The sequence below is a fragment of the Caldicellulosiruptor sp. F32 genome, assembly GCF_000404025.1.
Lineage (GTDB): Bacteria > Bacillota > Thermoanaerobacteria > Caldicellulosiruptorales > Caldicellulosiruptoraceae > Caldicellulosiruptor > Caldicellulosiruptor saccharolyticus.
On the sequence record NZ_APGP01000117.1, the window covers coordinates 17893 to 40847 of the forward strand.

The following is a 22955-nucleotide window of genomic DNA, read 5'->3' on the forward strand; positions in this document are numbered from 1 at the left end:
GGTAATATCCCAGCCCCTATTCTATTCTTACAACCTCATACCCTGCATCATCAATTGCTCGAACAAACTCGTCGTCCTTCACATCTTTGTGAAGTTCAACAGTAGCAACCTTTTCTTTCAAATCCACTTTAACAGAATGAACGCCATCTAAGGATTTTAAAGTGTTCTCAACTATTTTTGCACAGTGTTCACTTCCCATTCCCTTGATATAAATCTTTTTTGTCATTTCAAAACAACTCCTTTCTTAATTAAATTTTTTATTTTCTTTGATAATTCTTCACAGATGCAACCAAAGTGGTTAGCTCAAAATGCTAATTAGCTTGCCAACTTTTTACTCAATCTTTACTACTTTATAGCCTGCATCATCCACAGCAGCAACAAACTTCTCATCTTCGATGGGGTGGTGAAGTTCAACAATTGCATACTTTTCTGCCAGGTTTACACTTGCTGACATTACCCCATGAAGTTCCTTGAGAGCATTCTCAACAGCTTTCGCACAATGGTCACATGTCATGCCTTCAATATAAATCTTTTTTGTCATTGTAAAGCCCTCCTCTTCAAATAAATTTTTTATTTTGCAGGTCTATATCTTCGCAAACGCAGAGCGTTTGTGACAACCGACACAGATGAGAACGCCATCGCCAAAGCCGCTATTACCGGGTTCAAAAGCGGGCCGCCAAATATATGCAAAACTCCAGCAGCAATTGGAATACCAGCAGTGTTGTAGAAAAATGCCCAGAAGAGATTCTGTTTTATGTTCCTTATTGCTTTCTTGCTAAGGTCAATAGCTGTCACCACATCCATTATGTCGCTCTTCATTAGCACAACATCAGCAGATTCAATTGCAACATCTGTACCAGACCCAATTGCAATTCCAACGTCAGCCTGAGTCAATGCTGGAGCATCATTGATTCCATCGCCAACCATTACAACCTTTTTCCCTTCTGTCTGGAGCTTTTTCACTTCTTCAGCCTTATTTTGAGGCAAAACTTCAGCAATAACTTTATCTATGCCAACCTGCCTTGCAATTGCCAGAGCAGTTTGTCTGTTGTCACCTGTTAACATAACAGTGTTAATGCCCATCTTATGCAAAATCTCTATCGCTTTTTTACTTGTAGGTTTGATAACATCAGCAACAGCAATTATTCCAGCAAACTTACCATCAATTGCAATGAACATAGCAGTCTTTCCTTCTTGTGACAATCTCTGAACCTCGTCTGTCAACCAAATGCTTACGTTTCTCTGTTCCATCAACCTCCTATTGCCAAGCAAGATATTTTTGCCATCCACTGTAGCTTCAATTCCAAACCCTGGAATAGCCTCAAACTCTTGTGCATCAACAAGGTCTAAGTTCTTTTCTTTCGCATAGTTTACTATTGCCTCAGCCAAAGGATGTTCTGATGTTTTTTCTGCCGAGGCAGCAAGTCTTAGGACTTCTAATTCATCAAATCCTTCGGCAGTTATGATGTCTGTAACTTTTGGTTTTCCTTCGGTAATTGTCCCTGTCTTGTCGAAAACAATAGTATCAATTTTATGCAATGTCTCAAGTGCTTCACCGCTTTTGAACAGCACTCCAAATTCAGCACCCTTACCTGTTGCAACCATTACTGCAGTCGGTGTCGCTAATCCCAGTGCGCACGGGCATGCAATGATGAGCACAGTTATAAATACTTTCAAGGCAAAGCTACCGGGTTTGCCCCATACATACCAAAGTGTTCCCGAGATTATTGCAATTGCTATCACCGCAGGGACAAAATAGCCAGAAATAATGTCTGCAAGTCGTGCAATTGGTGGTTTTGAAGCTTGCGCTTCCTCTATTAGCTTTATTATCTGCGACAACACAGTATCTTTACCAACTTTTGTTGCTCTGACTTTTATAGTACCGTTTTTGTTGATTGTGCCACCATATACAGGGCTTCCAACCGTTTTTTCAACTGGAATGCTTTCACCGGTTAGCATAGACTCATCAACAGAAGTTCTTCCGTCTATTACTTCACCATCAGTTGGAATTTTCTCACCAGGTTTTATTATCAAAATATCTCCAACTTCTATCTCTTCAATTGGAATAACCGTTTCCTGACCGTCGCGTAAAATAGTTGCTGTTTTTGGAGCAAGTCCCATCAGTTTTTTGATTGCATCAGATGCTCTTCCTTTTGAAACCACCTCAAAGTATCTGCCAAGAAGGATAAGCGTAATTATTACTCCTGCTGTCTCAAAATACGACTCTTCAACAAAGCTTGTATCACCAGCAGCGATTTTAAACATTCCATAGATTCCATATATATATGCTGCAGCAGTACCAATAGCAATCAACGAATCCATATTTGGGTGGCGTTGTATAAGCCTACTAAACCCCACTGTGTAAAATCGTATACCTGCTATAAAGATTGGTATTGACAGTATCAATTGGATAAAAACAAAGTTGAAAGGATTTTTATCAGGGTCAATTATCTGAGGGAGGGGCAAACCGATAATATTGCCCATCGCAATATACAGTACTGGTACAGCAAAAATAGCTGAAATTACAAATCTTTTGAACCAGTATTGCTCTTCAAGTTTTTTACGATCTGCTTGGCTTTCTGCAGCAGTTGTTTCTTCTACCTCAAGCGGAGTATAACCTGCTTTTTTGATTGCTTCTTTAATCTCTGAAAGCCTTACTTTGGAAGGATCATAAACAACTCTTGCTTTTTCTGTTGCAAAATTAACACTCACTTCTTTAATACCCGGCAACTTCGAGATAGATTTTTCAATAGCCCTTGCACATGATGCACATGACATACCACCAATGGGTATTATAACATCTTTTGCCGTGTCATCTGGAATGTCTTTTACATCATAACCTGCCTTCTTTACAGCTTCTTTTATCTTTTCCAGGTTAGTTTTGGTTTCATCATACTCTACAACAAGCTTTTCCGTGGCAAAATTTACAGAGGCCGAGCTTACACCTTCTACTTTGCTTACACTCTTTTCAATAGCTCTTGCACATGAAGCACAGCTCATACCCATAACATCTAATATTTTTCTTTCCACTTTATTTCATCCTCCTTTTGGCATATGCCATTTTCAATTATATTATATACTCCACTATTCCTATATGTCAAGTGGGAATTAAAAATAAATAAAAAAATTTTCATCATCAATTATCTTCTTCCATGTCCAAAGCAATAGCATCTTCCTCTGCCTCTTGTGCAACCAATGTCTTTCGAATGGCATTCTGGACATTCATGGTAATCTGAGTCAAAGACTTTACCACAGTTTAGGCATATATATGAACACTTTCCATATACATAATTCCCGCCTTCTATCCTTATAGCCTTGCCATGAACAAGCGCATCTGCAATTTTTTTCCTCGCCTCTTCTAAAATGAGTTGAAATGTCTGACGCGAGACTTGCATCTTCTGCGCACACTCTTCCTGCATCAACCCTTCCAGATCTTTCAGCCTGATTGCCTCTAATTCTTCTACTTTCAATGTTACTTCATCACTGGTCCCTTGAGCAGGAGAAAAATACTTAAATTTTGGTAAAAACTCAACTCTTCGGCACCTAATTGGTCTTGGCAAAACTCAGGCCCCCTTTTCTGGTTTCACCTTTGGTTGAAATTTTTGTGCCAACTTAATCTCTCTTTATATAGTTTATTATACCACTATATTTCATTTTTTTAACGCAAAATAGTTTGTCAAGTATGCATTGTTGGTTAACATATCTTAGGAAAAATGGTATCAAGAAGGCATGCCTCGACCATGCCTGTGATGATGCAACCTCTCTTCATGGTCATGAATCTCTTTTGCAAGCATTTCATCTGATTTTAGCTCACCTTTTAATAGCTTTTCAACTGCTTCATCTGGAGAGCCTAAAACACCGATAAAATACTTAATGCCAAGGCTATCGAATATATATCTTGCCCTCTCGCCCATTGACCCTGCAATTACAACATCAGCTCCTTTTTGTTTTATAAACTTTGTAAAAAGGCCAGCTCTGTGCTCTGGCATGTCAAAATATTCTTTTCCTACAATAGCACCATTTTCAACTGTATATATGCAAACTTTTTCGCTGCCACCAAAATGAGGGCTTATTTTGTCACCTATTAGCATAACTGCTATTTTCATTGTTTATCTCCTCCTTTTTTAAATTCAATGGGTTTGAACTTTTTGACAGCAAGCAACTTTTGCAAATTCCGTGAAACTCGTACAATACAAATATAGTACTCAAACTTGCAAAGCTTATTAGTTTTTTAACCAAGTCTTCTTTTTTCGCAATGTTGCCATTTTCCTTTAAATTGTCAAGTATCATTTCACATATTTGATTATTTCTTAAAACCCTCTTTTTATACACCACCATATCATTTCACCATATTTTGAAACTGAAGCTCATTCCTTTTCAATCTACACCTAAAAAGGTATTTTAGGGGGGCATGAGAATTTACCTTTTTGAAAGCCCCCCTTCAAAAGCAAATTTTTAGCTTTTACTCTTGTTTTTGATCCTTTGAAAGAAGCTTGTCAATTAATTTTAACCTTTGCTCTAAAATCTGCTTTTCATACTCCAAAGCTTCTTTAGCAAAAGGAAGGTCACTTGAAGTGCTCAAATACAGCCATTTGCAAATTCCAAGACCTCTGCCAAAACCAAAACCACCGCCAAACCCTCTGCCAAATCCTCTTCCTGCCCACGCAGGTCCAAAACCCCAAGGCATCGCTTTTCCACCTCCGAAGCGGTTTTTATTTTATTATTAGCATATGCCAATTATAATTATACTCTGTTTTTGGCATATGTCAATAACTTTTTTGAAAAAATTTTACCCTTGTTTTTTCACAAGGGCACTGAAGCAGCCAAGATAAATAGTTTCGATGCTTAAAAAGCTCTCAAGTTTTTAAAACAAAAAGCCACCTAAAAGCCTTTTCTTTATGCAATCTCTTTCTTCAAAACTTCAATGCAAGAATCCAGGTACAAGTTCCTTGCCTTTTCAATTTCACCTTCATCACAAAGTTTAGTAAGTTCTGGGTCTATTGGAACCCTGCCTAAAATTTTTAAATCTAACTGCTGGGCTATGCTCTCTAATTTGCTTTTGCCAAAGATATCAATCTCTTTTCCGCAATGAGGGCATATCGCATAGCTCATATTCTCTACAATCCCCACAATTGGTATATCCATCTGTTTTGCCATGTTATAGGCTTTTTTGACTATTAAAGATACAAGGTCTTGAGGAGATGTTACAATTATTATCCCATCAATTGGAATTGACTGAAAAACTGTGAGAACAACATCACCAGTTCCAGGTGGCATGTCAATAAGAAGATAGTCCAGTACACCCCAGCCAACCTCTGTCCAAAACTGTTCTATTGTTTTTGCAATGAGTGGTCCTCTCCAAATAACAGGAGCATCTTCTTTATTCAAAAGCAGATTCATTGACATTATTCTTATATCATTATGAGTCCTCACAGGATAAATTGCTTTAGAGTCAGAATCAATCTTTGCGCCAGTTACACCAAAAATCTTTGGAATGGAAGGGCCTGTAATATCAGCATCAAACACCCCTACATCAAACCCTTCTCTTCTCAGTCCCACCGCTAAAAGGGATGTAACAAGGCTTTTTCCAACTCCGCCTTTGCCACTGACAATTGCATAAATCTTTTTAACATCAGTAAATTCATTTTTGGGAATTGGGTGCATTACATTTTCTCTCAACTTAAAACCTCTCCTTATCATAAAATTTTCTTGTGCTTTCATATTTTATATTCATTTTTGGCATATGTCAATAACTTTTAAATTTTAATGTTAATTATTTTTACAAACCGGGTATAAATATTTTTAAAGGTTATGTAAAGTAAATAGTGGAGTAAAAAAATGAAAGAAAAGAACAAAGGTGCGGGTCGAAAAGCGAGTAGTTATGCTGCAAAAATAGCTGGAATTTACATGCTTGTGGGTAGTGTGTGGATTATTTCATCTGACTACATAGCAAGTAAGATGTTTGAAAGCAAACAGCTTTTTTCATTGATTTCTATCTTGAAGGGCTGGATGTTTGTTGTAATCACTGGAATTCTTTTGTACTTTTTAATACGTGGTAAGTTATACACTTTACATCTTTCCGAAAGCAAATTGCAAAATACCTTAGAAGAACTGCAAAAGACAAATGCAGAGCTTTCACAAACACAAGAGAAGTTAGCTGTTCAGTACAAAAAGCTTGCAAAAAATCAAGCAAAGATAAGAGAGCTTTCTTTTTTCGACAGTTTAACAGGACTTCCGAACAAAAACCATTTTCAGCTTGTGCTTGAAAAGGCTGTAAAAGAAGCTTACTTGAAAAATCAGCAGCTTGCCATTATCTATATAGACATTGATAACCTTAACAAAGTCAACAACACTTTAGGACATATAGCAGGAGATTCGGTTTTGAAAAAGATTGCTAATAGACTAAAATCAGTAGTAGCCGACAAAGGTTTTGTTGCCCGTCTTACAGGCGATGAGTTTGCAATAATTTTGTATAACTTTATTGATATCCATTTACTTGACTATTTTATACACAAATTTACCAGCATATTTAACAAACTTTGGAAAATTATGGATTATGAATTCTATATAACAGCCAGCATTGGAATTGCTATATTTCCTAATGATGGCAATGATGCAACAACACTTTTGGAAAATGCTCACAAAGCTTTGAATAGTGCAAAAGAGAAAGGGAAAAACACTTTTTGTTTTTACAATAAAGAAATGGACAAAGCTTTGCAGGAGCAATTTGAATTAGAATGGTCTTTGAGAAAGGCAATTGAACAAAATCAATTTGAATTGTTTTATCAGCCTATTATTGACCTTAAAAGAATGAAAATCTGTGGAGCAGAGGCATTAATTCGCTGGATTCATCCAGAAAAAGGATTTATTCCACCTCTTTCCTTTATTCCAATTGCTGAACAAACAGGTCTGATTTCTAAGATTGGTGAGTGGGTCATTTCAAGGTCGGTTTCCGACTTGAAAGAAATCAAAATGGCGATAAATGACAGTTTCTATGTTTCTGTAAATGTTTCATTGAAGGAGTTTTCAACCTCAAATTTTGTAGACAATGTTCTATATTCTATAAACAGCTTGAAGATCGAACCAACAGAATTTGGCATTGAAATCACAGAATCAGTTGCAATGGTTGACCCCCGAAAGACAATTGAGATTTTGAACTTTTTAAAAGAAAGAGGCATAAAGATCTTGCTTGACGATTTTGGAACAGGTTATTCATCTTTGAACTACCTAAAACAGCTTCCAATTGACATTGTCAAGATTGATAGAAGCTTTATACAAAATATGACCTATGACCAAAAAGAGCAAAAATTAGCAAAAAGCCTGATTAACCTTTCTCATATTTTAGATCTGAAAGTTGTTGCAGAAGGTATAGAAGATAAAAGACAGGCAGAACTTCTAAAAACCTTCTCATGTGACTTTGGGCAAGGGTATCTTTTTGGAAAGCCTATGCCAAAAGAAGAGCTTTTGGAGCTTGCAAAGAGATTTTAAAAGCCGGATAGAATTTGATATAATTAAATAACAAGAAAAATTAAGGGAGATAGCAAATGGAAAAGAACATGACTATATATGAAGAAGTTGAGTACTTAAAAGAACAGATTCTTAAAAAGTATCCTGTTGAGGATATAATTGTATTTGGTTCTGTTGCAAAAAGGGCTGTTAGAAAAAACAGTGATATTGACCTTTGCTTGATTATAGATACATCTGACAAAAGAAAGCTTGTTCAAGAAATCCTACTTAATTTAGACTACTCAAGAGATGTTGACATTATAGTATACACACCGGAAGAGTGGGAAAGACTTAAAAACGACACAACAACGTTTGCAAATTTAATTTATAGAACAGGAGTGAGTCTTCTTGGTAGATTCTAAGAAATTTACAGATTGGATTGAAATGGGAAAAAAAGACTTAAGAGCTGCTCAGATTCTTTATGAGCATGAAGGAGATAATGGCCTTGTTTGTTTTCATTGTCAACAGGCAGTCGAAAAATATTTGAAAGCATTTTTGCTACGTAAGACAGGAATAATTCATGAAGGTCACAATTTGCTTAAACTCTGCAAAAAAGCGATGGAATTTGAACCTTCTTTAAAAGAGTTTATAAAGGACGTTTCTTTTATAAATATGTTCTACATTGAAGTCAGATACCCACCTGATGAACCCATGTATGTAAGCGAGGAAGATACAATTGAGTGTTTAGAAGCAACAAAAAAAATATTAAAGAAAATAGAAGAAGCATTGGAATTTCAAAATTAGCAGTTTTATTGCTTCTTTAGGACTTGAGATTTCTAAAATAAAGCCACATTATTATGGCATCATCGGGCGGATTTGTATAGTAGTTTTTGCGAAGGCCTGCCTCTTTGAATCCAAAGCTTTTGTAAAGCGAGATTGCAGGGATGTTTTTGCTTCTCACCTCAAGTGTAAGGGCAATTATGCCATTTTCTTTTGCATACGAGATCAGAGCAGAAAGAAGCGCTTTGCCAATGCCCTGTCTTCGTTTTTGTGGATGCACTGCGATGTTTGTAATATGCCCCTCATCAACTATATGGTGCATTCCGGCAAAACCCCACACTTTTGCGTCCTCTTCGTATACAAAATAGATAGCATAATCATTTTCGGTCTCTGCCAAAAAGCTTTCTTTGCTCCATGGCACAGAAAAAGAAAGCTTTTCTATCTCATAAACGCTATCAATATCTTCCTTTGTCATACGTCTTACAATACCTTTTTGAGTCATTCTCATTTCCCTTCTGCATACGATTTTTTGAGATACAGCGGGACAAGTTCAAAGTGAGAAAGTAACTTGCCTTTTTCTGCAAGCCTTTTTGCTACAATTGCCACATTTGAAGCTCTTTGATACTGTAAAAACTTTGGTGCTAATCTAAAAGATGAAAAGTCATATACATCTAACCCCTCGCCAAAAAGAATAGGGTTGTATTTTTTGGCCATTTCTTTTGCTCTATCAACATCATAAACTGAGGTTTCTTCATAAGTCACAAGTTCTCCATCCTCAAACCTGAAAACCCCTGCAAATACTTTCTGAGACTTTGCATCCAAAATTGGCATTAAAAAATCTGATGATGAATAAAAGTTGTAACAAAGTGCTTCTAAAGTGTTTACACCAATGCAAGGTTTGTTTAGAGCAAAACAAAATCCTTTTATGGTTGAAACACCGATTCTGAGCCCTGTAAAAGAACCAGGGCCTATTGAGGCTGCAAACAGGTCTATGTCAGAGATGTCAATTGAAGCATTTTTGAGTGCCAAGTCAATTAAGTCAATTAACATAACAGAGTGAACAAGCTTTGTGTTAAGAGTTATCTCTGAGACAATCTTCTCACCGTCAAGTATACAGGCACTTGCCACCTTGCCCGATGTCTCAATCCCCAAAATCCTCATCCTTTTCAACCACATCCTCTATCTTTTTGTATCTATCCCCTATACCTTCTAAAATAATTTTCCGAACATTGCTATCAAGCCTTTCAATGACAATTTTAAGGCACTCTTTTGGATAAAGTCTCTTTAGTTTGTCTGCCCACTCTATCAAAGTTACACCATCATTATAAAAATACTCTTCATAGCCTATATCCTCAAGTTCATCCTCTTCTATTCTGTATATGTCAAAATGGTACACTGGCAATTTTCCATCATAAATATGAAATATAGTAAAGGTTGGGCTGGAAATATCATCTGTCGAAAAAGCCCTTGCAATGCCTTTTACCAAAGCAGTCTTGCCACTTCCAAGATCACCTTGCAACGTCACAATTGCACCTTTAAAAAGGTTTTTCCCTATCTTATAGCCAATTGAAATTGTCTCATCATATGAGTATGAAATTAGTTCTTTCATGGTCATTTACATCCTTTGAAAATTTTTGTTGCTATCTTACCTAAAATATTATTTTCTCTTATAAACAACTTGTCCGTTTATAAGTACATACTCTACCTCAGAGAAAAGCTCAAATGGATGGCCACTATAAATAACAATATCTGCATCCTTGCCCTCTTTTATGCTTCCTACCCTGCTGTCAACCCCTAAAATCTTTGCAGGGTTTATTGTAATTGCCTTTAAAGCTTCCAACTCGTCCATTCCACTTTTGCAAGCAAGTGCTGCACAAAGTGTTAGGTACTTTTGCGGAATTACAGGATGGTCTGTCATGATAGCAACAAGAATGCCGTTTTTAGCTAATATTCCGGGGTTTTTAAAGTCAAGGTTTTTAAGCTCAACCTTTGACCTGTCTGTAAGGTTTGGTCCAACAATACATGGGATGTTCTCTTCTTTCAGCTCATCTACAATCAAATACCCATCTGTCACATGGTCCAAAGTCAGGTTAACATCAAATTCTTTTGCAATCCTGATAGCTGTAAAGATATCATCTGCTCTGTGCGCATGTGCCTTGAGCGGAATCTCTTTATTTAGTACCTTAATCAAACTTTCGCTTTTCATATCAAACTCTGGAGGGTCTTTTTCATCGTCTTTTTCTGCTTCGAGCTTTTTGTTTAAGTACTCTTTAGCTTTAAAAAGAGCTTCTCTTAAGATTGCAGCTGTTGCCATGCGTGTCTGAGGCGCTTGATGCTTTTCATGGTAAACACTTTTTGGATTTTCGCCAAACGCAACCTTCATCGCAGCAGGCTCTTTTATAACCATCTTGTCAACTCTTTTGCCATATGTTTTTACAACACAAAACTGACCGCCAATGACATTCGCACTCCCAGGACCTGTTGCAACGCATGTAACCCCGCCTGCTCTCGCCTCTTCAAAACTTCTGTCAAATGGATTTATAGCATCAATTGCGCGAAGATGTGGTGTGACAGGGTCTGAATCTTCATTGCCATCTGCTCCTTCAAAGCCAACAGAGTCCTCCCACATCCCAATGTGAGAATGCGCATCAATAAACCCTGGAAACACAAGTTTTCCAGTTGCATCTATAACCTCTGCACCATTTGCCGTGATTTTCTCATCAATTTTGTGTATTTTACCATCTTTAATTAATATATCTCCTTTTTCGATTATTCCTTTTTCATCCATTGTAAAAATCTTTGCATTTTTAATAAGTATCTCCATCTATGTACCTCATCCCTTTCTATTTTATCTTACTTTGTTGCATTCATAAGATATGTCAGGTCAAACTTTGGCTTTAGCGCCAAGTGTGCATCTACACTCTTTTCAAAAAGATACACCTTGCCATAGTCTTTTGTCAATACATACACCTCTTCAAACCCGCTGGATCTCACAAGTTTTAGGTACTCAGCTGTGTCCTTTACTTCTTTTGCCTTTTCCATGAACTCTGGCTTCAATCCTAAATCAAAATCAACTGTGGTGACCTCGCCAGAAAGCTTGTCAAAGCTGATATTTAGCTTTCCTGCCATAACAAAAGCCCCGCCAATATAGAATTTGTATGAAACAGCATGTTCTTTCTCATTGTCAAAAATATATGATTTAGCAGTGACAAACTTTCCCAAAAGAGTTTGCATGAGCTGCTCTGCCCTGTCGTTCAAAACCTTAGCTTCTACCTTCTTGATATTGCCAGATGCTTTGAGGTTTGCTGTCATCTTGAGGATGTTTCCAAACTTATCCGCCGATATCTCTACCTTGCCATATAAACTATCTTTTTTGTACGAATATCCACCAGATGGCTCAATTTTGAATTCAGATAATGAAAATGGCAATCTTCTTTGCTGAGACGATAGCATGTTTAAAATCTTGCCAAATTTTAGCTTAACATACTCAACTGATGCCTTCTTTTGGACATAATCTACGTAATTGTTGTACTCTTGGAGATTAAATTTATTTGGGTTTAAATTGATCTCTGGGAAGACTTTTCCTTCTACATAGTCAAAGTAGAGGTCTTTTAAGGAGAGAATATTGTTTAATGTCGTATATTTTAAAAAAGAATCGCTGCTGATTGCTGGCACAATCTTTATACTTTTTAAAATTTTTTCCTCCTCATTCCCTTTTTTGCTACCAGTTTTAAAGTTTATATTCGAAAACCAGTTTATTTCAAACTCTAAAAGTTCTCCATTGTCTTTATTTAGAACAATCACTGCTTCATTTGACAGCACCTTTTTGTCCCCTTCAACACGGTAGAAGTTGCAGATGTATTTGTCTTTGGTTTGGGTGACATAAAGCTCAACATTTCCTTTTGTGTACGGTGCAAATTTGTACAGAAGCTTGAATGCTTTTGATTTTACATCATTGAATGAGAAGTCATTTACAACATCTGATGGTTGATACTTTTTGAAGTAAACAACTGACTGGCTCTCTTTCATATAGATTTCATATTTTGACTTATCATCTTCAAATAGGTATTTGTACATAAAAGTCTCATCAGGAAGCTTTTCGAGCTTGATATCACTTTCAACAAGCTGGGCATTTTTAAGACCAAATAGTTTTTTAAGATAGTTTATATTGTCCTCTTGCGGCAGGACATTCCGTACTGTTATATATTTTATCAAGAGAAAGATAAATACAATCCCAAACACCAGCACAGCAATACTGATTCCCAGCCTTTTTGTATATATCTTTATCTTCATTACGTGGCGGTTTTAAAAAACCTTCCCTCGCTTTTTCAAAAGCCGATTTATTACTTTAATTGTATCATTTTGTATTCTCTCCTTCAATATATGCAAATGCGTTGTGGTTATGAATACTCTCTATGCTCTCAACAAAAACCTTGTACCACTTGATTCGCTTGTCACCGCTGATTTTAATAACAACCTCACGCAAAAGGTCTTCAACAAACCTCGGGTTCTGGTAAGCACGTTCTGTAACCCATTTTTCATCAGGTCTTTTTAAGATAGAATACAGCGGGCATGAGGCAGAAGATTCTGCTATTTCAACAAGCTCTTCAATCCACATAAATCGCCTCATTTTAACCTCAATTGTCACATACGCTCTTTGGTTGTGTGCACCGTACTCAGAAATCTCTTTTGAGCACGGACAAAGTGTGTGGACAGGAACAATTACACCTACTTTTAAATCAAACTTTTCGCCTTTTTCTGCTTCAAAGTAGCAGTCAACTTTTAAAGGTGCAAGGGTCTCGGTTACAGGTGTTCTTTTGTTTATAAAATATGGAAAGTCAAAGCGAACGTAGGCTTTTTGAGAGTCAAGCTTCTCCTTTATTCTGTCAAGAAGCCTTTCTATTTCTTTTGGACCTACCACATTTAGCTCATCTATTGCCTCAATAAACCGTGACATATGGGTGCCTCTCATATCACCTTTTAGCTCTGCAGCTGCAGTGATTTTTGCGATGGTTGTTTGAGTCTTGTTCGCTCTGTCCATCACAACAATAGGCCAATTCAAGTCTTTTATTCCTACTTTTTGAATAGCAATTCCGCGAAGGTCTTTCTGGCTCTGAACATCAATCATCATCTTCACCCCTGTAGACCGCGCCACTGTCTTCTGTTTCCCAGACTTCAACTTCATAAAGGGTAGAATTTTGTGCTTTAATTTTATCGTAGAGCCTTTGCCAAATCCACTTTGCAATGTTTTCTGCTGTTGGGTTTTCAATTATGTCATTCAAATATGCATGGTCCAAAATATCTATGACCTCTTTTTGGACAATGTCTTTGAGCAGAGCAAAATCTATTACCATGTCTTGCTCATCTAATTTTCCTTTGACTGTGACAACAAGCTTGTACGTGTGCCCATGCAACCTTTCGCACTTTCCATGGTACTTTGTGAGGTTGTGCGCTGCATCAAACTTGAAGATTTTTTTGAGAAGCAAGGAAATATCACTCCTTTTTGCAAAAATGTAAAATTTAAAGAGGCTGCCTTTAAAACTAATACAGCCTCTTTTTGAATTTTGAGGTATTTTCAAGTTTTAAGAAGAAAATACCTTTATAAATTCTTCTGGGGTTATTATTCTAATTTTATTACTATGCATTTCTTTATCACGAGTAATCAAGTAATCTGCCTGTATCTTGAGAGCACAAATAATTTGTAATGATCCTCTAAATCATTATAGTCACTTTTTAATGATTTTATTATATCACTTTTTAATACACTTATAATATCTACCTTTTTGAAAATTATAAGAAGTAAATTTCTAATTCTGTCAACTTTCATTGTTTTTTAGCAACATAGAAGAGGTCAGTCACACTATTTGCAGTCACATATGCCTTTATATCTTTTCTTAAAGTTATAATTTTCAAACATTTTCTCAGCAGCATCTTTAAAAGGTTCTCTACCTAATATCCAATCTAAAACCACATTTGTATCAATTACAACCTTAGTCACTCCCCAAAATTCTCTCCTCTCTTACCGCATCTGCATCCATGTTAAGCTCCTTTGCAATACCTGTCAGTTCCTTTATTGCTTTTAAAACTTCTTCTGTATTATCTCTTCTCCTTTTCCTAATTGGAACGATTTTGGCAATTTTCTTGCCATCCTTTTGTAATATTATTCCTTCTTTCTCTATAATTTCCATATATTTGTCTACATCAGAAATTACCTCTTTGGCATCTAATATCATTTTAAACACCTCATCATTTATATAAAATCTTCAAATCTTCAATAAATATAATTATACCACAAACCCAACTACTTCTTCACAGCCTGGGTCAAGACAGAATTTCCTGCCAAATCCTTGACATTTGGTGATATGTTTACAATGCTCCCTGCTGGTAGTGGGTTTGTAAATGTTATTTCAACAACTCTATTGTCAGAAGATTTTACAAAGCTTATTATATTCCCGCCTGCAACGCAGGAGAAGTTCTGAGGGACCAATGTTGCTGGGTCCATTGGTTCTGTAAATGTAAGTTTTACCTTTCTTGTATCAGTTGTAGAAAACTCTGCTGACACATCAGGTGATGTCCTTTCTGTCACATGGTCGACAACCTGAGCTTTTGCAGGAACCACTGGATTGCCATTGTAGTCTATAATCAAATCAGGTCTTTTTATTTCGACAGAAATTGACCTGTCAACAACTCCTGGTTTTTTGACTTTTATATAAAGAACTCCATTTTGAGTGTAAGCTGTATAGTCGATATCAGGCAAAAGTGTTGCAGTTCCATCTTTTAGCTCAATGCCTGCTGCCAAGATTGTATTGTTTATACCAGGCAAAGTTGTAACAGGCTCATCAAACGTAACAATTATGGTATCAGAGTTTTGACCTGTGCCAACAGATACAGAAAGCTGCTGTGGTGAAATTTTGTCCTTCAGTTTTATATTCGGATAAAAGTTTACATCCAATGTAGGCGGAATATTCAGCACCTGGTCAAACTGGTCTTTTATGCCTGAACCTGTTGTATAGATTTTTAGATCTTCAGGTTCCTGGCCCGCGTCATTTGTATCCGCTTTAGCATCAGACGTTAACAGAGCCGCTGTTTTTAGTGTCACTACCTTTTTATCAGGACTAAGTACATAGCTTACAATTCCAAGGCTTACAATTTTGTCGTTATCAGGATTGCCATTGAGGCTGGTTGTGCTTTGGGCATTTCTGAACATTATCGAAGCTGGGTCAAATGATGCAAATATATAGTCATTTAGTACCTTTATCTGGATTGTGTTTTTGTCAATTGCTAAAACCTCAATGTCTTGCGGTGATATACCTTTGAAGTTGGCAAGAATTGAATACGGCATTGCAATTGTTGCATTTGCCAAAAAATTCCCTGCTGTATCAGTTAAAGTAGGTGCTGCAAGCTTGTCAACCACACCACCTGCTACAGACCACTTTCCAGGTGTTTTATCATCAGCACCGGGTATCAAAAGTGTCACCCTGTTTGCAGAAGGTGATATATAGTCAACCTTTGCACCTTTGACGCTTGAAAGTGGTATTGTGGCAGATGTACTACCTATAAAGTAACTGCTGAGATTCTTTAATTTATCAACATCCATTGCCTCTGAGAAGAAGATGTCTATTTTATCATTGTCAGAGGCAGGGTCATACTTTGCAATGGCCGCTGTAATTGTTGGCGGCAATGTGTCTTTTGCAGCAAATGATAAAGTAGCGTCATCCATTATGTTTTCCCTTACAGACACATCTGGAATACTACTGATTTTTAAGATGTATGTCCCACCGTTAACTTTTTCAAGAGAGCTGAATTCAACCAAATATGTTGAATAGTCATTTTCTTTTAGCCTCTGAACACTTTTTGCAACCTGATCTAAAATTGTTTGTCCATCAGAGGACAGAAGCTTGAACGAAGACACTCTGTCCTGGGCATTGACACTCTCTGAAAATGTAACTTTTATAACATTCCCTTCTAAAACCTCAACAGACTTTACAGAGGGTTTTGTTGTATCATCGTTTGCTTTTGAAGAAACCACTACCCAGTTTGTATCTTTGTTCCCAAGAAGATCCTCAACATTTCTGTACCTTATCTCAAAAGACACAAGCGCTCTGACATCAAGCTTCAAAGCGGAGGCAAGTTCAATGTCAACTGTCTTTCCATCTGATAGCAGTTTCACTTTTGCACCAATTGCATGGTTTGTGTTGTCTGATGCCTGATACACTTCATACTCTCCAGTTGGCGTGCTACCATCAATTGTTCTTATCTCCTCATCAAATACAAGCTGGAGCCTATTGTTTGCAACAAAGTTCAAAGCAACATGCCTTGGTGGTGTTCTGTCAAGGGTTGTGGTGAAGGTTGTTTTATAGTATGCAATCCTGTAGCCTGCAAAGTCTTTGGCATCAGCAATTTCAATCGTGTGGCTGCCATCTGCAAGCGGTGTGTAGTTTTCAATCTCAATCGCGTTCTCTTCATACTTTGGTGTAACCTTTGCATAAAGGTAGTTTCCATCAACTTTTATTGTTGCACCTACAGAAGATACATCGCAGATCTTAAAACTTCCATTTGAACTGCTATCAATTGGCTCATTGAATATCACTTTAAACTTTTTGCTGTTAATAACTTTAAAATCAACTACTTTGGGCTGGGTAGCATCAATGCAGGATATCTCTTTTGTGATGCTAAAGCTCTGTCCAGTTTCTGACATAAGGTTTGTAATTACAATTCTTACTTTGTCGCCTTGATTTAATTTGTTTTGAAATATTATACTCACTGTTTTGAAATCTTGTGATACTGCAAACTTTGCTGTTGAGTCCTCTTTGTCGTTGACATACACCTTAATTGGCAATGAATCAATCTGGCTTTGAGAAATTGCTTTTGTGAATTTTATGTCTATCTTCTTGAGACTTTCAACCTTTATATCCTCACTTAAGCCAAATGGAATGACTTTAGCTGTAAATTTCAAATTGGTTGCTTGTCCTTTGTAAACAAATGTGTATTCTTTTCCTTCCTGCTGGGCAGCTGTCTTTATTTCAACAACCTTCTTTGTAGAGTCGGCAAATTTGACATCTAAGACGTTCAGTCCATTGTCAAACGCAAAGTTAGACTTGTCAAGTGTTTTCAGTTCCTTGTCAAAGGTGACTTTTACAGTTGTATTGTCAATGCTTTCAATTGCAACAGGTTTTGCTTCTTTTAGCGACTCATTCAAAAATGCATTGTATAGAATAACTGCTGTCTGACCGCGTGTAATAAGCTTTCCAACCTCAATCTCAGCCTCAATTCCAAAGTAAATGTTCATATCATAGGCTTTTTTGATGTAATTTAATGGATATTTCCCTTTTAGCTCATTTTCTTTAACGCCCAGAGCCCTTACAACCATTGCAGTGAGTTCTTCCACTTTTAAGTACTGGTCAGGCCTAAATGTTCCATCAGGATATCCTGTTATAAGCCCTATATTCTTTGCTGCTTCAATATATCCTAAAGCCCAGTGTGATACTGGGACATCTTTAAAAGAAGATCTTTTCTGGTTTGCATAAAAATCTGCCAAAGGTTTTTTGCCAAGAAGAATTATCATCATCTTTGCTATTTCTGATCTTTTAAGAGGCTTGTCAAGGTTAAGATTTCCTTTAGTATCTCCTGTCATCACTCCTTTTTGTTTTAACACTGTTGCTGCCTGGTTATAAGCTTGGGTGTTTGCTGCTATGCCAACAAAAGCAACGATATTTACTGTAAAGCAAACCAAAAATACAAAAGTAGCTAATCTTTTTAACAACTTACCCATCCCTTTTCTCTCTCCTCACAAAATATTTGAAAGTTTTAGAAGTAATGCTTGAGTATATTATATCATCTTTGTTGGAAATTGTTTAGTAATTTTTTCTTTATACAAGTCACAAAAAAAATTTACATATTTTTTTAACACTTGTGTAACAAAATCTATCCACTTTGTTCACAAAGGTCTCCAGAATATTTACAAATTACTAAAAGGTTTAAAAGCGCATTTGAATATGCTCTTTGGCGACATTATTCTCTTTGAAGCAAAAGCCTTCTTTCTTTTTTTGTCTCTGCTTGTTTTAAAAAGCTTGGAGACTATAGAGGCTTTGAGAAAGGAGGCTTTAAAAATCAGCTAATTTAATAGTGGTTTTCTCAATTTTTTATTTGTTTTATTTCAAGAAATCTGTAAGCTCAGCAATTTCGTTATCGTCATACTCTTTTTGAATTACTTTCTTTGCCGTCTCCATTTTAGCTTAGTAAATTTTAGCTGAATTGTATCCATATGTATAATAAAAATTAAAATAATAGGCAATTACAATGGAAAAGATATCACTAATTAGGTAGCAGAAAAATATTTTCAATAGAACCTTTTTCACCTCTTGAGAAATTGTTCTGACATTTTTAATTATTCAGTTTTCTTTACCTTTCTTGAGTGATATAATATTTGTATATTAGTTATCATAATTTAGGTTAATTTTATATTTCAACACTCAAAACTGTAGAAGCTAATCACATTTTAATTTTCTATCTCATCTGGTTTTTGCAACCAGAGTTAATGAGTTTAGGGGTTGGGGGTTGTATCTTTCTTTGAAATCGTTTTCTTGTATTGAAAGGTCCAAAAAATACTAAAATAGTTTTTACTTTGCAGATTCAAACAATCCAAATTTAAAAAACATTAGTATTGTTCCGAGGTGATTAATTATGCCATTAAGATTGCCACTTTTACTGAGTGATGGAATGGTACTTCAAAGAGATAAAAAAGTAAAGGTATGGGGCTGCGCTGAGCCAAGAGAAACAGTAACAGTAAACTTTTCAGGCAAATCATATATGACTGCAGCTGATGACAACGGAAAATGGGAAGTTACCTTGCAACCGATGCAGGCAGGTGGCCCTTACTCTATGGAAATAAAGTCCCAAAATTCAGTTATTACTATTAAAGACATACTGATTGGTGATGTATGGGTTTGCTCTGGACAATCGAATATGGTTGTGCCAATGGAAAGAGTAATAGATATCTACAAGGAAGAACTTGACGATTGCGATATTCCTTTAATTAGACAATTTACAGTTCCAGACAGATACCATTTCAAAGGTCCAAAGGAAGATTTAGAGGGGGGAGTCTGGGAGCCTTTGAATAAAGAAACAGTACTTAAATTTTCAGCTGTGGGGTATTTTTTTGCAAAAGCGCTTTACAAAAAATACAACATACCAATTGGACTGATTAAGGCATGTGTTGGTGGAACTCCAATAGAAGCGTGGATGAGCAAAGACATAGTATACAACTTTCTTGAAAATCCTGAAGAACTTGAAAAGCTCAAAGACGACGGCTATATAGAATCTGTCAAAAAAGAAGAGGAAACAAAAATAAAGGCATGGTTTGACTATATAGATGCTTTCGACATTGGACTTAAAAACCAACCTCTACCATTCTTTGAAGAAAACTATAGCCCATCTGATTGGAAAACAGTAACCATCCCGGGCTCATGGAAGGAAATGGGGCTTGACTCAACAATAGGTGTTGTGTGGTTCAGAAAAGAAGTAGACATACCTTCTTACATGGCAGGAAAACCAGCAAAATTATATCTTGGGACAATAGTTGACAGTGACTTTACATATGTCAACGGAAAGCTGATTGGTTCAACTTCATATCGATATCCACCAAGAAAGTATAATATACCTTCAGGTCTTCTAAAAGAAGGAAAAAATACAATTGCTGTAAGAGTAATAAGCAACGATGGGAATGGAGAGTTTGTAAAAGGAAAGGAATACAAGATATTTACAGAAGAGTGCAAGCTTGATCTCAAAGGCAAATGGCTGTGCAAGGTTGGAGTTCAAACCAAAGAACCTCTGCCACCACAAACTTTTTGGCAGTACAAACCTACAGGTCTGTTCAATGGAATGATTACACCGCTTCTAAACTACAGTATAAAAGGTATAATATGGTACCAGGGTGAGTCCAATACAGACAGGCCTGAAGGCTACTGCAAAAAGCTATGTAGCCTTGTTGAAGACTGGAGAAAAAAATGGGGTGATGACCACCTACCATTTTTATACGTGCAGCTTGCAAACTTTATGGAAGCAAAGCCGCAGCCTTGTGAGAGCAACTGGGCAAGGCTGAGAGAAGAACAAAGAAGAGCACTTCTTTTTCTTGACAATGTAGGAATGGTAGTTGCAATTGACCTTGGCGAGTGGAACGACCTTCACCCATCGAACAAAAAAGATGTAGCTCAAAGGCTTGCTCTTCTTGCACAAAAAGTGGCATATGGTGAAAAAGACTTGGTCGCATCAGGTCCTCTTTACAAATCTATGAAAATTGAAGGAAACAAAATCATCTTAGAGTTTTCAGAAGTGGGCAGCGGCCTTGTTGCAAAAGGAGGATGTATGCTAAAACACTTTGCAATAGCTGGAAAAGACAAAAAATTTGTATGGGCAAATGCTGTCATAGAAGATGACAAAGTGGTTGTGTGGCACGACAGTATTCAAAACCCTGTTTATGTAAGATATGCTTGGGCTGACAATCCAGAAGGTGCAAATCTTTACAACAAGGAGGGTTTGCCAGCATCTCCTTTTACAACTGAAGATGAGATTTAAAATATTCTGTTCAATGGAGGGATTATATGAATGAATATATGCTATTTATTCCCAGGTGGCAGATCGAAGGCGCTTACAATGAGCTATGACGATGGACAGGTATATGACAGAAAACTTGTCAGTTTATTTAACGAATACGGAATTAAAGGAACTTTCTTTTTAAACTCAGCAAATCTCGGCAAGGATATCTTTGTTCTTCCTGATGAAGTTTCTAAGCTTTACAGAGGGCATGAAGTTGGAATACATGCAAAAACTCATCCTTTTTTAGACTCAATACCCCTTGAAAGCATAATTGAAGAGATTATTGAAGACAGGAAATACTTAGAGACCCTGGTTGGATATCCAGTCAAAGGAATGTCATATCCATATGGAGTTTACAATGAAGAAGTTGTTAAGATTTTGCCATCGCTTGGCATTGAATATTCAAGGACGGTAAATTCCACTTACAGTTTTCACATACCAACAAATTTTCTTGTGTGGAATCCAACCTGCCATCATAAACAAGATTTGCTCGAAATTACAAAGAGGTTTTTGGAAACAGAAAATAAAAAGCATCTACAACTTATGTATGTATGGGGCCACAGTTTCGAGTTTGAACGAGAAAACAACTGGAAGTTGATTGAAGATTTTTGCAAGATGGTTTCAAAAACAACTTCTGTTTGGTTTGCAACAAATATTGAAATTGTAAGATACATCAAAGCGTTGAGAATGCTTGAGTTTTCTGTAAAAAGAGATATCGTTTACAATCCTTCGGCTATTTCTGTATGGCTTTCTGTAAATGGCCGTACTGTGGAAGTAAAAGGAGGTGAAATTGTTGAAATTAAGTAGCTGGTAATACGATTAAACTTGAGTTTTGTGAATATTTGTTTTTAGGAGGTTTTAAAAATGGATAGATACGAACACCGAAAAAGCCAAGTGCTATTGAAAATTACCGCAGCTGATGGCAAACCTTTGAAAAATGTTGAAATCACAGTCAGCCAGAAAAAACACAAGTTTTTATTTGGATGTGCAGAATTTTCGATTGTTCCTTTTGTAAACGGCGAGTTTTCAGGTGACCTGAAAGAAAAAACTGAGATGGCCTTTGAAAAATTTGTTGGCCTTTTCAACTTTGCTACTCTTCCTTTTTACTGGGGCAGGTTCGAACCTGTCAGGGGCAAACCAGATACGCAGCGGCTTAAAAAAGCAGCTGAGTGGTTAAAAAATGGTGGTTTTGTTCTCAAAGGTCATCCACTTTGCTGGCACACAGTTACTGCTGACTGGCTTTTAGAGCTTACCAATGACCAAATTTTAGAAGCTCAGCTTATGAGGATAAAGCGTGAGGTAAGCGATTTTGCCGGTCTTATCGATATGTGGGATGTAATAAATGAGGTTGTTATAATGCCAAACTTCAACAAATACGACAATGGAATCACCAGAATTTGCAGGCAATATGGCAGAATAGGTCTTGTCAAAATGGTCTTTGACGCAGCAAGAGAGGCAAATCCGAAAAGCATTCTGCTTATCAATGACTATGTTGTATCAGACGCCTATGAAATTTTGATTGAAGCATTGCTTGATGCAGGTGTGAAGATTGACGCAATAGGAATACAGTCACATATGCACCAGGGTTTCTGGGGAGTGGAAAAGACACAGGAAGTTTTAGAGAGGTTTTCACGGTTTGGCCTTCCTCTTCACTTTACAGAAGTTACATTAATCTCTGGAAAGCTTATGCCACCGCACATAAAAGACCTCAACGACTACAAGCCTGAAAGCTGGCCATCAACTCCTGAGGGCGAAGAAAGGCAGGCAATGGAAGCAAAACTTTTCTACAAAATGTTGTTTGCACACCCACTTGTTGAAGCAATTACATGGTGGAATTTCATTGATACTTTCGCTTGGCTTGGCGCACCAGCCGGATTTATTACAAAAGATGGCAGAGTAAAACCTATTTACTCCACCCTTTACCAATTGATAAAGAAAGAATGGTGGACAGATACACAAAGGTTGATTACAGACGAAAATGGCACTGTAAAAGTATCAGGTTTCATGGGCGAATATGAAGTTGTTTGCAAAGACAAAAAAGCTAATTTTGTCCTTGACAGGGCAAATGAAGTTGTAGAAATAACTCTCTAAAAGAAGTTTTTCTATGTAAAACAGTTTCATACATAAAAATAGAA

Annotated in this window: 25 protein-coding genes; 6 read left to right on the top strand and 19 right to left on the bottom strand. The window is 36.8% G+C overall.

The window, feature by feature from the left end; genetic code table 11:
- Positions 1–16: 16 nt before the first annotated feature.
- From H964_RS10435 to H964_RS10470, 8 genes are all read right to left on the bottom strand, one after another.
- On the bottom strand, positions 17–226 hold the full coding sequence (locus H964_RS10435; RefSeq protein ID WP_039767428.1) for a heavy-metal-associated domain-containing protein: 210 nt from the start codon (positions 224–226) through the stop codon (positions 17–19).
- Between the two features lie 105 nt (positions 227–331).
- Entirely contained in the window at positions 332–541 is a 210-nt protein-coding gene (locus H964_RS10440; RefSeq protein ID WP_011915840.1) for a heavy-metal-associated domain-containing protein, read from the bottom strand.
- A gap of 29 nt (positions 542–570) precedes the next feature.
- Complete coding sequence (locus H964_RS10445; RefSeq protein ID WP_039767430.1) at positions 571–3030, bottom strand: heavy metal translocating P-type ATPase; 2460 nt, start codon at positions 3028–3030, stop codon at positions 571–573.
- Between the two features lie 110 nt (positions 3031–3140).
- Complete coding sequence (locus tag H964_RS10450; RefSeq protein ID WP_039767432.1) at positions 3141–3560, bottom strand: DUF134 domain-containing protein; 420 nt, start codon at positions 3558–3560, stop codon at positions 3141–3143.
- Between the two features lie 159 nt (positions 3561–3719).
- Entirely contained in the window at positions 3720–4106 is a 387-nt protein-coding gene (locus H964_RS10455) for a NifB/NifX family molybdenum-iron cluster-binding protein (protein WP_039767434.1), read from the bottom strand.
- Positions 4078–4338, bottom strand: coding sequence for a hypothetical protein (locus H964_RS12555; RefSeq protein ID WP_039767436.1), 261 nt, complete (start codon positions 4336–4338; stop codon positions 4078–4080). The genes H964_RS10455 and H964_RS12555 overlap by 29 nt, the downstream gene beginning before the upstream one ends.
- Positions 4339–4462: 124 nt before the next feature.
- Positions 4463–4687, bottom strand: a complete 225-nt coding sequence (locus H964_RS10465) for a DUF5320 family protein (protein WP_039767438.1) — start codon at positions 4685–4687, stop codon at positions 4463–4465.
- A 209-nt stretch (positions 4688–4896) separates the two neighbouring features.
- Positions 4897–5679, bottom strand: coding sequence for an Mrp/NBP35 family ATP-binding protein (locus tag H964_RS10470; RefSeq protein ID WP_039767440.1), 783 nt, complete (start codon positions 5677–5679; stop codon positions 4897–4899).
- Between the two features lie 159 nt (positions 5680–5838).
- On the opposite strand from H964_RS10470, the gene H964_RS10475 reads away from it, so the two are divergent.
- From H964_RS10475 to H964_RS10485, 3 genes are read left to right on the top strand one after another with little or no spacing between them, the layout of a single operon-like run.
- Positions 5839–7488: a putative bifunctional diguanylate cyclase/phosphodiesterase gene (locus H964_RS10475; RefSeq protein ID WP_039767442.1), complete on the top strand. Its 1650-nt coding sequence runs from the start codon at positions 5839–5841 to the stop codon at positions 7486–7488.
- Positions 7489–7544: 56 nt separating this feature from the next.
- Positions 7545–7868 carry a nucleotidyltransferase domain-containing protein gene (locus H964_RS10480; protein ID WP_039767445.1) on the top strand — a complete coding sequence of 108 codons (324 nt, stop codon included), beginning with the start codon at positions 7545–7547 and terminating at the stop codon, positions 7866–7868.
- Positions 7855–8250, top strand: coding sequence for a HEPN domain-containing protein (locus H964_RS10485; protein WP_039767446.1), 396 nt, complete (start codon positions 7855–7857; stop codon positions 8248–8250). The genes H964_RS10480 and H964_RS10485 overlap by 14 nt, the downstream gene beginning before the upstream one ends.
- A gap of 16 nt (positions 8251–8266) precedes the next feature.
- Here the strand turns inward: H964_RS10485 and rimI are convergent, their stop codons facing one another.
- The 11 genes from rimI to H964_RS10535 all read right to left on the bottom strand — a co-directional run bounded on the left by rimI (position 8267) and on the right by H964_RS10535 (position 17998).
- On the bottom strand, positions 8267–8728 hold the full coding sequence (rimI, locus tag H964_RS10490) for a ribosomal protein S18-alanine N-acetyltransferase (protein WP_039767448.1): 462 nt from the start codon (positions 8726–8728) through the stop codon (positions 8267–8269).
- A gap of 2 nt (positions 8729–8730) precedes the next feature.
- Positions 8731–9387, bottom strand: coding sequence for a tRNA (adenosine(37)-N6)-threonylcarbamoyltransferase complex dimerization subunit type 1 TsaB (gene tsaB, locus H964_RS10495; protein WP_039767450.1), 657 nt, complete (start codon positions 9385–9387; stop codon positions 8731–8733).
- On the bottom strand, positions 9368–9835 hold the full coding sequence (gene tsaE / locus H964_RS10500; protein WP_039767452.1) for a tRNA (adenosine(37)-N6)-threonylcarbamoyltransferase complex ATPase subunit type 1 TsaE: 468 nt from the start codon (positions 9833–9835) through the stop codon (positions 9368–9370). The genes tsaB and tsaE overlap by 20 nt, the downstream gene beginning before the upstream one ends.
- A 48-nt stretch (positions 9836–9883) precedes the next feature.
- Positions 9884–11050 carry an amidohydrolase gene (locus H964_RS10505; RefSeq protein ID WP_039767455.1) on the bottom strand — a complete coding sequence of 389 codons (1167 nt, stop codon included), beginning with the start codon at positions 11048–11050 and terminating at the stop codon, positions 9884–9886.
- A gap of 29 nt (positions 11051–11079) precedes the next feature.
- Entirely contained in the window at positions 11080–12519 is a 1440-nt protein-coding gene (locus H964_RS10510) for a hypothetical protein (RefSeq protein ID WP_039767457.1), read from the bottom strand.
- 64 nt (positions 12520–12583) lie between these two features.
- Positions 12584–13354, bottom strand: coding sequence for a GTP cyclohydrolase FolE2 (folE2, locus tag H964_RS10515; RefSeq protein ID WP_039767459.1), 771 nt, complete (start codon positions 13352–13354; stop codon positions 12584–12586).
- Positions 13347–13712 carry a 6-carboxytetrahydropterin synthase QueD gene (queD, locus tag H964_RS10520; protein WP_011915823.1) on the bottom strand — a complete coding sequence of 122 codons (366 nt, stop codon included), beginning with the start codon at positions 13710–13712 and terminating at the stop codon, positions 13347–13349. The genes folE2 and queD overlap by 8 nt, the downstream gene beginning before the upstream one ends.
- Before the next feature lie 176 nt (positions 13713–13888).
- On the bottom strand, positions 13889–14053 hold the full coding sequence (locus H964_RS10525) for a hypothetical protein (protein ID WP_237738278.1): 165 nt from the start codon (positions 14051–14053) through the stop codon (positions 13889–13891).
- Positions 14054–14086: 33 nt separating this feature from the next.
- Positions 14087–14224: a PIN domain-containing protein gene (locus H964_RS12445; RefSeq protein ID WP_156823686.1), complete on the bottom strand. Its 138-nt coding sequence runs from the start codon at positions 14222–14224 to the stop codon at positions 14087–14089.
- Complete coding sequence (locus H964_RS10530) at positions 14217–14459, bottom strand: hypothetical protein (RefSeq protein ID WP_039767462.1); 243 nt, start codon at positions 14457–14459, stop codon at positions 14217–14219. The genes H964_RS12445 and H964_RS10530 overlap by 8 nt, the downstream gene beginning before the upstream one ends.
- Before the next feature lie 68 nt (positions 14460–14527).
- Positions 14528–17998, bottom strand: a complete 3471-nt coding sequence (locus H964_RS10535; RefSeq protein WP_039767463.1) for an Ig-like domain-containing protein — start codon at positions 17996–17998, stop codon at positions 14528–14530.
- A 911-nt stretch (positions 17999–18909) separates the two neighbouring features.
- Here H964_RS10535 and H964_RS10540 point away from each other — a divergent pair.
- Genes H964_RS10540 through H964_RS10550 form a run of 3 tightly spaced genes read left to right on the top strand, consistent with a single transcriptional unit; the run spans position 18910 to position 22911 of the window.
- Positions 18910–20799 (top strand): sialate O-acetylesterase, encoded by a 1890-nt coding sequence (locus H964_RS10540; protein ID WP_039767466.1) that lies wholly within the window; start codon positions 18910–18912, stop codon positions 20797–20799.
- Positions 20800–20829: 30 nt separating this feature from the next.
- Positions 20830–21627, top strand: a complete 798-nt coding sequence (locus tag H964_RS10545) for a polysaccharide deacetylase family protein (protein ID WP_039767468.1) — start codon at positions 20830–20832, stop codon at positions 21625–21627.
- Between the two features lie 57 nt (positions 21628–21684).
- Positions 21685–22911, top strand: a complete 1227-nt coding sequence (locus H964_RS10550; protein WP_039767471.1) for an endo-1,4-beta-xylanase — start codon at positions 21685–21687, stop codon at positions 22909–22911.
- Positions 22912–22955 lie beyond the last annotated feature (44 nt).

Coding starts and splice junctions, on each gene's coding strand:
- H964_RS10435 (WP_039767428.1), bottom strand. CDS start 226: ATGACAAAAAAGATTTATATCAAGGGAATGGGAAGTGAACACTGTGCA.
- H964_RS10440 (WP_011915840.1), bottom strand. CDS start 541: ATGACAAAAAAGATTTATATTGAAGGCATGACATGTGACCATTGTGCG.
- H964_RS10455 (WP_039767434.1), bottom strand. CDS start 4,106: ATGAAAATAGCAGTTATGCTAATAGGTGACAAAATAAGCCCTCATTTT.
- H964_RS12555 (WP_039767436.1), bottom strand. CDS start 4,338: ATGGTGGTGTATAAAAAGAGGGTTTTAAGAAATAATCAAATATGTGAA.
- H964_RS10465 (WP_039767438.1), bottom strand. CDS start 4,687: ATGCCTTGGGGTTTTGGACCTGCGTGGGCAGGAAGAGGATTTGGCAGA.
- H964_RS10475 (WP_039767442.1), top strand. CDS start 5,839: ATGAAAGAAAAGAACAAAGGTGCGGGTCGAAAAGCGAGTAGTTATGCT.
- H964_RS10480 (WP_039767445.1), top strand. CDS start 7,545: ATGGAAAAGAACATGACTATATATGAAGAAGTTGAGTACTTAAAAGAA.
- rimI (WP_039767448.1), bottom strand. CDS start 8,728: ATGACTCAAAAAGGTATTGTAAGACGTATGACAAAGGAAGATATTGAT.
- tsaB (WP_039767450.1), bottom strand. CDS start 9,387: ATGAGGATTTTGGGGATTGAGACATCGGGCAAGGTGGCAAGTGCCTGT.
- tsaE (WP_039767452.1), bottom strand. CDS start 9,835: ATGAAAGAACTAATTTCATACTCATATGATGAGACAATTTCAATTGGC.
- H964_RS10505 (WP_039767455.1), bottom strand. CDS start 11,050: ATGGAGATACTTATTAAAAATGCAAAGATTTTTACAATGGATGAAAAA.
- H964_RS10510 (WP_039767457.1), bottom strand. CDS start 12,519: ATGAAGATAAAGATATATACAAAAAGGCTGGGAATCAGTATTGCTGTG.
- folE2 (WP_039767459.1), bottom strand. CDS start 13,354: ATGATTGATGTTCAGAGCCAGAAAGACCTTCGCGGAATTGCTATTCAA.
- H964_RS10525 (WP_237738278.1), bottom strand. CDS start 14,053: ATGAAAGTTGACAGAATTAGAAATTTACTTCTTATAATTTTCAAAAAG.
- H964_RS10530 (WP_039767462.1), bottom strand. CDS start 14,459: ATGATATTAGATGCCAAAGAGGTAATTTCTGATGTAGACAAATATATG.
- H964_RS10535 (WP_039767463.1), bottom strand. CDS start 17,998: ATGGGTAAGTTGTTAAAAAGATTAGCTACTTTTGTATTTTTGGTTTGC.
- H964_RS10540 (WP_039767466.1), top strand. CDS start 18,910: ATGCCATTAAGATTGCCACTTTTACTGAGTGATGGAATGGTACTTCAA.
- H964_RS10545 (WP_039767468.1), top strand. CDS start 20,830: ATGAATATATGCTATTTATTCCCAGGTGGCAGATCGAAGGCGCTTACA.
- H964_RS10550 (WP_039767471.1), top strand. CDS start 21,685: ATGGATAGATACGAACACCGAAAAAGCCAAGTGCTATTGAAAATTACC.